We start from the raw sequence: 7,893 nt of genomic DNA, 5'->3' as shown, positions 1-7,893 counted from the left end.
GCGACCGGCTGGGCGACCGGCATCGCGGGCCTCGCCACGCTGGCCTTGGTCGCCATGCTGCCAGCGGACCAGTTCGCGCGGCTGCTGCCCGGCGCCAGCGGTGCGGGCCTGGTGTTCTACGAAGAGAGCCATGGCGGCACGGTGGCCGTGGTCGAGCGCGCCGGCAATGGCAACCGCTTCCACCGGCTTTACATCCAGGGCGTGTCGAACTCGGGCGACGCCATGCCTTCGCTGCGCTACATGCGGCTGCAGGCGCTGCTGCCGCTGATCGTCCACAACGCGGAGCCCAAGTCCGCGCTGGTGGTGGGCTACGGCACAGGCATCACGGCGGGAGCGCTGTCGCAGTATCGCGGACTGGAAAAACGCGCGGTGGCCGAACTGCTGCCGGCCGTGCTGCGGGCGGCGCCGCATTTCCAGGGCACCTTCCAGGCCGCCACCGACCCGGGCCTGGACAAGCGCCTGCGCGATGGGCGCCGAGAGCTGCAGGCCAGCGCCGAACGCTGGGACCTGATCACGCTGGAGCCGCCGCCGCCGTCAGCCGCGGGCGTGGTCAATCTGTATTCCCGCGACTTCTACCAACTGGCCGCGAACCGGCTGGCGCCCCAGGGCATCGTGGCGCAATGGCTGCCGCTGCCCACCCAGAATGAGGACGACACCCGCGCGCTGGTCGCCAGTTTCATCGAGGTCTTTCCTTATGCCCAACTGTGGACCAGCGAACTGCATGAAATGCTGCTGCTGGGGTCGATGCAGCCGCTGGCGCTGGATGCGGCCCGCATCGAGGCGCGCTACGACCAGCCGGACGTCGCCGCCGCCTTGAAAGCGGTGGGCGTGCCGTCGGCCGCCGCCTTGCTGTCCACCTGGGTGACCGACCGCGACGGATTGGCGCGCTTTGCCGGCAGCGCGCCGGCCGTGACCGACGACCGGCCCGGCATCGAGTACGCGACCTGGGTCCGTCCGCGCGAGGTGGCGCGAGTCCTGCCCGCGCTGCTGGCCTTGCGCAGCGAGCCGCCTTTGGTCGGAGCATCCGAGGCGCTGCGCGCCGATATGCAGCTGGAGCGGGCGCGGCTGGACACGTTCTATCGGGCCTCGCTTGCGGCCTACGTGGGCGATCGTGAAACCTGGGGCAGGGAAATGAACAAGCTGGCGCGCGACGACGGCGACAACGCCTATTACCGCTGGTTCATGCCGAGCGCCAGGCAGTAGCGCTCAGCTGCATATGCGCCGCCAGGGCGCGACCCCATGGGGCGAACAATAGCCCGCGCAAGGAGTCGCCATCGACATGCCACTCTGGCAGCGCAGATCCGGCGCCCGCTCGCCATAGGGCACCATGCCCTGGCAATCGCACTGCGCCAGCCCCGCGCCGGAAGGCAGCTTCTTGACCAGATCGGACTCGGCGGCGCGTTCCGCCTTGGCCGCAGGTGGCGCCGGCGCCTCGGCGTCCGCGTCGGCGCGCTCGATCACGCCCCGGATCTTGGCCGCCGGCATGTTGCAAGCCTTGGCGATCGCGTTCACCGTGCGGCCGTCGTTGGCCATCGCCAGTATCTTCTTCTCGGCGCAGGCCGCATCGGCGCGGGGCGCGGCGAGGGCAAACAGCGCAAGGGCCGCAGCCAGCAAGATGCCGGGTCTGGTCAATGTCATTACACGCCTCCTGCACCCATGCCCGAATGAGGAAATACGGCGTAGTCTGCTCAGGCTAGGGGGGTTCGCAAAGAGCGTAGTGCCGGCTGTTTGGGGGTGTCAACGCAGCCCGATTACCTAGTGCTTTTCACCGACGCCGGGCCGGTACCGGCGCTATCCCTAAGCATGAAGCGGCTTGGTGCGCGCGCCATGATGCGGCGGCACCAGGCTTATGCGGACTCAAGCGGCGGCAAGTTCCGGATGCGGACCTGCCGCGAACGGATGCGCGGCGATTTCCGACTGCGCCCGGGCGCGGGCATCCTGCAGCGCTTCCGCGCCGCGCGCCGTGCCTTGCACCGAGAAAAACGTCACGTTCTTCAGGCCTATCGTGCCCAGCACATGCCTGAGATACGGCGTAAGAAAGTCCGGCTGGCTATCCGCGCCGCCGCCGAAATCGCCGCCGGACGAGATCGCCACGTACACGGGACGGTCCGGCAGGCTGCCTTCCTTGCCGCACGCGGTGATCTGGAAAGTGCTGCGCACCCGTACCACGTGGTCAATCCAGGTCTTGAGGGACGCCGGCACGGTGAAGTTGTGCATGGGCGTCGCGATGACGATATGGGTGGCGTCCTGCAAGGACTGGATCAGATTGGATGAGCGGCCCAGCGCGCCACGGTTCTGGCGGCCGTCGGTGGGATCCTGCCGCGCGCTCAGCGCGGCAGCGTAGTCGGTGTCGACCAGGGGCAGGGAGGTCGCATCCATATCGACCACGGCGGCGGACGGCGCGGCGGCAAGGAGCTGGTCGACGACTGTTTGCGACAGGCGATAGCTTTCGGAGGCGCGGCCGCGCGGGCTGCAGATGATGCGCAGGATGTTCATGAGGCGGGAGTTTCCAGGGATTTGCTGAATCGGATCGCGCTGGTCAGCAGACCGGCGCGGAAATAGAAGCGCTGGGCCAGGGCGTTGCCCAGGCCGGTGTCGAGCACCAGGCGGGCGCAGCCGCTGTCGCGCGCGGCGGCGTCCAGGGCGTGCAGCAGCCGGGCGCCCCAGCGTTCGCCGCGGCGGCTGTCCGCCACGACCAGATCGTCGACGTACAGGAACCGGCCGTAGATCAGGTTTTCCTGCAAGCGATAGCCGGCCAGCGCGACGGCCTGGCCGTGGTCCATGGCGGCCAGCAGCCGGTAGCCATCGGCGCGCATGCGGCTCACGCGCTCGACGAAATCGACTTCTTCCTTCAGATGGGGCCTGAGCTCGCGCATGAGCGGCAGGCAAGCCCGCAGATCCTGCGGGCTTTCGATGTGTTGCATGGCGGCTTCGGTCATGGATGCAATAGCGGTGTCAGGGTTCATGAGCATCGATGTTAGGTGCCACATGCCATAATTAGAAGGGCCATAAAATCAGTTTTGGACTATGCCATGATCAGCCCTCAACCCCAGGACGCGTCAGCACTGTCGGGCGACGCCGAGCCCCTGTATCGCCAGGTCTACGAGCGCTTTCGCGGCGCCATCGCGCAGGGCACCCTCAAGCCGGGCGACCGCATTCCGTCGGCACGTGCGCTGGCCAAGGAGCTGGGCGTGGCGCGCGGCACGGTGGAAGTGGCGTATTCGCTGTTGGCGTCCGAAGGCTATATCCAGGCGCGCGGCCAGGCCGGCACGGTGGTGGCGCCCGATCTGCAGCCGCAACATGCGCCGCCGCCTGCCGCGGCCGTCCCGTCGGAGGCTCCCGGCGACGGCCCGGGTTGGCGTGAGCCATCGGGCCTGCGGCCGTTCCAGATGGGCTTGCCGGCCCTGGACCAGTTTCCGCGCAAGCTTTGGGCCCGGCTGGGCGCCCGGCAACTGCGCGGCTTGCAGTCCGGGGACCTGGCCTATCCGCCCAGCGGCGGCCTGCCGGCCCTGCGCAGCGCGACGGCCGCCTATCTGCAAGTGGCGCGCGGCATTCATTGCCAGCCTTCGCAGGTATTCATCACCTCGGGCTACAACAGCACGATGGGACTGATCCTGCAGACGCTGTTCGAGCCCGGCGATCAAGTCTGGATGGAAGATCCGGGCTATCCGCCGACCCGCGCGCTGCTGGAGCAGGCGCGGCTGGAACCGGTGCCGGTGCCTGTGGATCAGGACGGAATCATGGTCAGCGCAGGCATTGAGCGGGCGGGCCGCGCGCGCGGCGCGGTGGTGACGCCGGCCCATCAAAGTCCCCTGAGCATGTCCTTGTCGTTGCCGCGGCGGCAGGCGCTGCTGGACTGGGCCGAGCGTCGCGTGGCCTGGATCGTGGAAGACGATTATGACGGCGAGTACCGCTACGTCGGACGCCCGCTGCCGGCGCTCAAGAGCCTGGATACGCAGGGGCGGGTGCTGTATGCCGGCACCTTCAGCAAGGTGCTGTTTCCCGGCTTGCGGCTGGCCTACCTGGTGGTGCCAGAGCCGTTGGCCGGCCGTTTTGCGCAATCTGCGCGGCTGCAGGCGGGCGCGGCGCCCGGCCTGACGCAGGCCATCCTGGGCGCCTTCATGGCCGAGGGGCATTTCGGCCGCCACATCCAGCGCATGCGCAAGCTGTACGCGGAACGCCGCGCCGCGACGGTGGCCGGCCTGAACGCGGCGCTGGGTCAACGCCTGCGGATAGAACCGCAGCCAGGCGGCATGCACTTGGTGGCACGCCTGGACGATGGCCAGAGCGACGTGGCGTTGGCCGGACGGATGGAAGAGCAGGGCATGTACGCGGGCGCGCTGTCGCGCTGGTGCGCCGCGCCGCAACGGCAATCGGCGCTGCTGCTCAGCTTCACCAATATCGCCACGCAGGCGCAGGCCCGTGAACTGGGCCTGCGGATCCTGCAGCTGATGCAGTCCTAGTTCAAGCCGGCCTTGTCCAGGCCGTAAGCCGCATCGGCCGAGCCCGGCACGGTGCGGAAGGCCACGTTGAGCCGGTTCCAGCCGTTGATGCCGACCACCAACAGCGTCAGGTCGGAGATTTCCTGCTCGGACAAGTGCGCGCGCGCCTCTTCATAGACAGCGTCCGATACCCCCTGCGCGGACAGGGTGGTGACGGCCTCGGTCCAGGCCAACGCCGCGCGCTCGCGCGGTGAAAACAGCGTGGACTCGCGCCAGATGGCGACGTGGTGCAGGCGCAGTTCGCGTTCGCCTGCGATCCTGGCCTGCTTGACGTGCATGTCCAGGCAGAAGCCGCAGCCGTTGATTTGCGAAGCCCGGACGTCCACCAGTTCGCCGACCTCTCGCACGATGGGGGTTTTCTTCAGCGACATGCTGAATTCCAGGTACTTCCTGGACTGTTCCTCGGAGACCTGGAAATAATTCAAACGCTGGCTCATGTTCCTGCCTTTTCGATACGTGTTGCCGAGTGGAATCTCGTGCCGACAGGATGACGCGGCTTGGCCCAGGAAAAAAGTGCCATAAATGGAGTTTTCGTCTGGGCCATGCAGGCGGCCGCAGCCAGCGCCAAAGCTCAGGCCGGCCAGCGCAGCACGAAGCGGGCGCCGCCCAGGGGACTGTCGTGGATTTCGATGCCGCCGCCGTGGCTGGCGGCCACTCGCCAGACGATGGCCAGGCCCAGTCCGGCGCCGCCGGTGCCGCGGTCGCGGCTGTCATCCAGCCGGATGAAGGGCTCGAACACGCGCGCGCGGTCGGCCGGCGCGATGCCGCCGCCGTCATCGTCGACGATGAGCTCGAAGCCGCCCGACGGGCATTGCCTGAGCTTCACCTCTACATGGCGGCTGGCGTAGCGCACCGCATTCTGCACCAGGTTCAGCAAGGCCCGGCTCATGTAGCGTGGATGCAGCCGTACGCGCGGCGGATAGTCGCGGTGCACATGGCACTGGATGGCGCGCGCTTCGGCCTGGTGCGCCACCTGGGCCAGGGCTTCACCCAGCCAATCGCAGGTGTCCACGGTTTCCAGCCTGACGGTCTCGTCGGTGGGGCGCTCGAGCCGCGCATAGACCAGCAGTTCGGCCACCAGTGTTTCCAGTTCGCAGATATCGGCCTGCATGTCGCGCAGTATCTGGTCCCGCTTGGGCAGATGTGCGTCCTGGCCCAGCAGGGCCACTTCGAAGGACAGCCGGGCCAGCGGCGTGCGCAATTCATGCGAGACGGCGTTGGTCAGGCTGCGCTGGTTTTCGACCAGGGCCGAAATCCGCTCGGCCATCTGGTTGAAGCTCTCGCCCACGTGCCGCATGCCGGCCAGGCGCGACAGCCGCACCCGCGCACTCAGTTCGCCCTGGCCCATGCGCTGCGCGGCGTTGCGCAGCCGGTCCAGGTCGCGCCACAAGGGCAGGGCCCAGAGCAGCAGCAGGATGCCGCCCACGATCAGGCTGAGCGCGGCCCAGGCGGCTATCGTGATCCATCGCTCAACCGCCCGCGGCGGGCGTGGCAGGCCCACCTCCAGCCACTGGCTGGGTTCGCCGGGCAGGGGAGCGACGTAGATGTTGTAGTCGTCGCGCATGATAAAGCCGACGGTGGCAAGCTGCTGCCGCTCCGCCGCCGTGGGATTGGCTTCGGCGTCCGTGAGCAGCTTCAAGTCCAGGCCGTAGTGCGGCTGTATCTCGGTGCGCAGGTAATCGGGACGCGCGCTGGGCGCGAGGCCATCCAGCTCCTTGCGTAGCGCATGCATCTGGCCCCGGACCGACTGGTACGAGAGGTCCGCGCTCAGCGGGTCCAACAGATACTCGAGGCTGCGCTGCACCAACTGCGACCCCGCGACGTAACCGATCGCGGCGACCACGAAGATGCGAATCGCGAACTTGAGCATTGGGGGATCCGGACCTGAAATGGCGACCTGGGATGCTATCGGGCCGGGACCGACACAGTCCGCCGATATTTGTACGGGATTTGTAAAGTTGTTTGAAGCGCGTCGGGCTGGCGAGGTAAACCGGCCATATGGCCCGGACCGTTCAGGCGGTTGAATCCGTCACGCGGCCCGGCTATAAGCATGGGGCGGGGGCCGGACCCTCATGCCCCGCCTGCCGATGAAGCCCGAATCCCATGCCGCCGCTGCCTCCCCACCAAGACGAACACGTCGCCAGCAAGCCCGCCACTTCCGTGCGCCAGCAACCCGGCCAGGGCTCCTGTCTGGAAGTCTTTCTTGTATTCCTGCGCCTGGGACTGACATGTTTCGGCGGGCCGGTCGCGCACCTGGCGTACTTCCGCACCGAGTTCGTGGAGCGCCGGCGCTGGCTGGACGACTACGCGTATTCCGACCTGGTGGCCCTATGCCAGTTCCTGCCGGGGCCGGCCAGCAGCCAGGTCGGCATGGCGATAGGCCTGGGACGCGCCGGCTGGGCCGGCATGGCGGCTGCCTGGGTGGCGTTCACGCTGCCTACCGCCGTCGCCCTGATTCTCTTCGCGCTGGGGCTGGCGCAGTTCGGCTGGCTGTCCGCCTCGGGCGCCATCCATGGCCTGAAGATTGCGGCGGTAGCCATCATCGCGCAGGCGGTCTGGGGCATGGGCCGCTCGCTCTGCCCTGACCGCGAGCGGGCCGGGCTGGCGGTGGCGGCGGCGCTCATCACCATCCTGATACCGAGCACGCTGGGGCAATTGAGCGCCATCCTGCTGGGCGCGATCGCCGGCATGGCCGCGCTGCAAGTGCCGCCGCGTCCGGCGTTGGCGGTGCCTTCGCTGAATGTGTCGCGCCGCGCCGGGTACACGGCCTTGGCGCTGTTCGTGCTGCTGCTGGCGGGTTTGCCGGCCTGGGCCGCGGTCAGCGGCATGCCGCTGGCGCAGCAGTTCTCCGGTTTCTACCGCGCAGGCGCCCTGGTGTTCGGCGGCGGCCACGTCGTGTTGCCCTTGCTGGAATCCGCCTCGGTGGCGGGCGGCATGGTGTCCAACGCCGATTTCCTGGCGGGCTACGGCGCGGCGCAGGCCATGCCGGGGCCGCTGTTCGCCTTTGCCGCCTTTCTGGGCGCGATGTCGTCCGGCCCCTGGTCGGGCTGGGCCGGCGGACTCGCGCTGCTGGTCGCCATCTTCCTGCCCGGCGCCTTGCTGGTGGCCGCCGCGCTGCCGTTCTGGGAAAGCCTGCGGCGCCGCCCGGGCGTGCGCAATCTGATCGCAGGCGTGAATGCCAGCGTCGTGGGCATACTGCTGTCGGCCCTGTACGACCCGGTCTGGACCAGCGCCATCCTCGACCGCGCGGACTTCGGCCTGGCCTTGCTGCTGTTCGGGCTGCTGGTCTATGCGCGCTGGTCGCCCGTGTGGGTGGTGCTGTTGGCCGCGGCCGGCGGCTGGGCGCTGGCTTAGCGGGGCCGCGCGCAGCCCCGCCGGGCTGCGCTAGGAC

Annotated in this window: 7 protein-coding genes and 1 pseudogene; 3 read left to right on the top strand and 5 right to left on the bottom strand. The window is 68.5% G+C overall.

What is annotated here, in order from left to right:
• Positions 1 to 1,203 (top strand): annotated as a pseudogene (locus tag WBB14_RS00780) (spermidine synthase); the annotation flags it as partial.
• Between the two features lie 3 nt (positions 1,204 to 1,206).
• Here WBB14_RS00780 and WBB14_RS00775 read toward each other — a convergent pair.
• From WBB14_RS00775 to WBB14_RS00765, 3 genes are all read right to left on the bottom strand, one after another.
• Positions 1,207 to 1,638 (bottom strand): hypothetical protein, encoded by a 432-nt coding sequence (locus tag WBB14_RS00775; protein WP_424238138.1) that lies wholly within the window; start codon positions 1,636 to 1,638, stop codon positions 1,207 to 1,209.
• 219 nt (positions 1,639 to 1,857) lie between these two features.
• Positions 1,858 to 2,496, bottom strand: coding sequence for an FMN-dependent NADH-azoreductase (locus tag WBB14_RS00770; protein WP_424238137.1), 639 nt, complete (start codon positions 2,494 to 2,496; stop codon positions 1,858 to 1,860).
• A complete protein-coding gene (locus tag WBB14_RS00765) occupies positions 2,493 to 2,966 on the bottom strand; it encodes a GNAT family N-acetyltransferase (RefSeq protein ID WP_424238136.1) in 474 nt (157 codons plus the stop codon). The genes WBB14_RS00770 and WBB14_RS00765 overlap by 4 nt, the downstream gene beginning before the upstream one ends.
• Positions 2,967 to 3,032: 66 nt before the next feature.
• On the opposite strand from WBB14_RS00765, the gene WBB14_RS00760 reads away from it, so the two are divergent.
• On the top strand, positions 3,033 to 4,463 hold the full coding sequence (locus tag WBB14_RS00760) for a PLP-dependent aminotransferase family protein (protein WP_424238135.1): 1,431 nt from the start codon (positions 3,033 to 3,035) through the stop codon (positions 4,461 to 4,463).
• On the opposite strand, the gene WBB14_RS00755 is transcribed toward WBB14_RS00760, so the two are convergent.
• Both WBB14_RS00755 and WBB14_RS00750 read right to left on the bottom strand, forming a co-directional pair.
• Positions 4,460 to 4,939 carry a carboxymuconolactone decarboxylase family protein gene (locus WBB14_RS00755; protein ID WP_424238134.1) on the bottom strand — a complete coding sequence of 160 codons (480 nt, stop codon included), beginning with the start codon at positions 4,937 to 4,939 and terminating at the stop codon, positions 4,460 to 4,462. The two genes, WBB14_RS00760 and WBB14_RS00755, sit on opposite strands and share 4 nt — an antisense overlap.
• A 134-nt stretch (positions 4,940 to 5,073) precedes the next feature.
• Positions 5,074 to 6,372, bottom strand: coding sequence for an ATP-binding protein (locus tag WBB14_RS00750; RefSeq protein ID WP_424238133.1), 1,299 nt, complete (start codon positions 6,370 to 6,372; stop codon positions 5,074 to 5,076).
• Between the two features lie 233 nt (positions 6,373 to 6,605).
• Here WBB14_RS00750 and chrA point away from each other — a divergent pair, with 233 nt between their 5' ends.
• Entirely contained in the window at positions 6,606 to 7,856 is a 1,251-nt protein-coding gene (gene chrA / locus WBB14_RS00745; protein ID WP_424238132.1) for a chromate efflux transporter, read from the top strand.
• Positions 7,857 to 7,893 lie beyond the last annotated feature (37 nt).

Origin of the sequence: Achromobacter sp., from assembly GCF_049647645.1 — a bacterium.
Classification (GTDB): Bacteria; Pseudomonadota; Gammaproteobacteria; order Burkholderiales; family Burkholderiaceae_B; genus Achromobacter.
Note: the sequence above shows the minus strand (reverse complement) of the source record. Positions and strands in the feature narration are given on the sequence as shown.

What these genes read in the sequence shown, in the direction of transcription:
- WBB14_RS00775 (WP_424238138.1), bottom strand. Translation starts at nt 1,638, where the DNA reads ATGACATTGACCAGACCCGGCATCTTGCTGGCTGCGGCCCTTGCGCTG.
- WBB14_RS00770 (WP_424238137.1), bottom strand. Translation starts at nt 2,496, where the DNA reads ATGAACATCCTGCGCATCATCTGCAGCCCGCGCGGCCGCGCCTCCGAA.
- WBB14_RS00765 (WP_424238136.1), bottom strand. Translation starts at nt 2,966, where the DNA reads ATGAACCCTGACACCGCTATTGCATCCATGACCGAAGCCGCCATGCAA.
- WBB14_RS00760 (WP_424238135.1), top strand. Translation starts at nt 3,033, where the DNA reads ATGATCAGCCCTCAACCCCAGGACGCGTCAGCACTGTCGGGCGACGCC.
- WBB14_RS00755 (WP_424238134.1), bottom strand. Translation starts at nt 4,939, where the DNA reads ATGAGCCAGCGTTTGAATTATTTCCAGGTCTCCGAGGAACAGTCCAGG.
- WBB14_RS00750 (WP_424238133.1), bottom strand. Translation starts at nt 6,372, where the DNA reads ATGCTCAAGTTCGCGATTCGCATCTTCGTGGTCGCCGCGATCGGTTAC.
- chrA (WP_424238132.1), top strand. Translation starts at nt 6,606, where the DNA reads ATGCCGCCGCTGCCTCCCCACCAAGACGAACACGTCGCCAGCAAGCCC.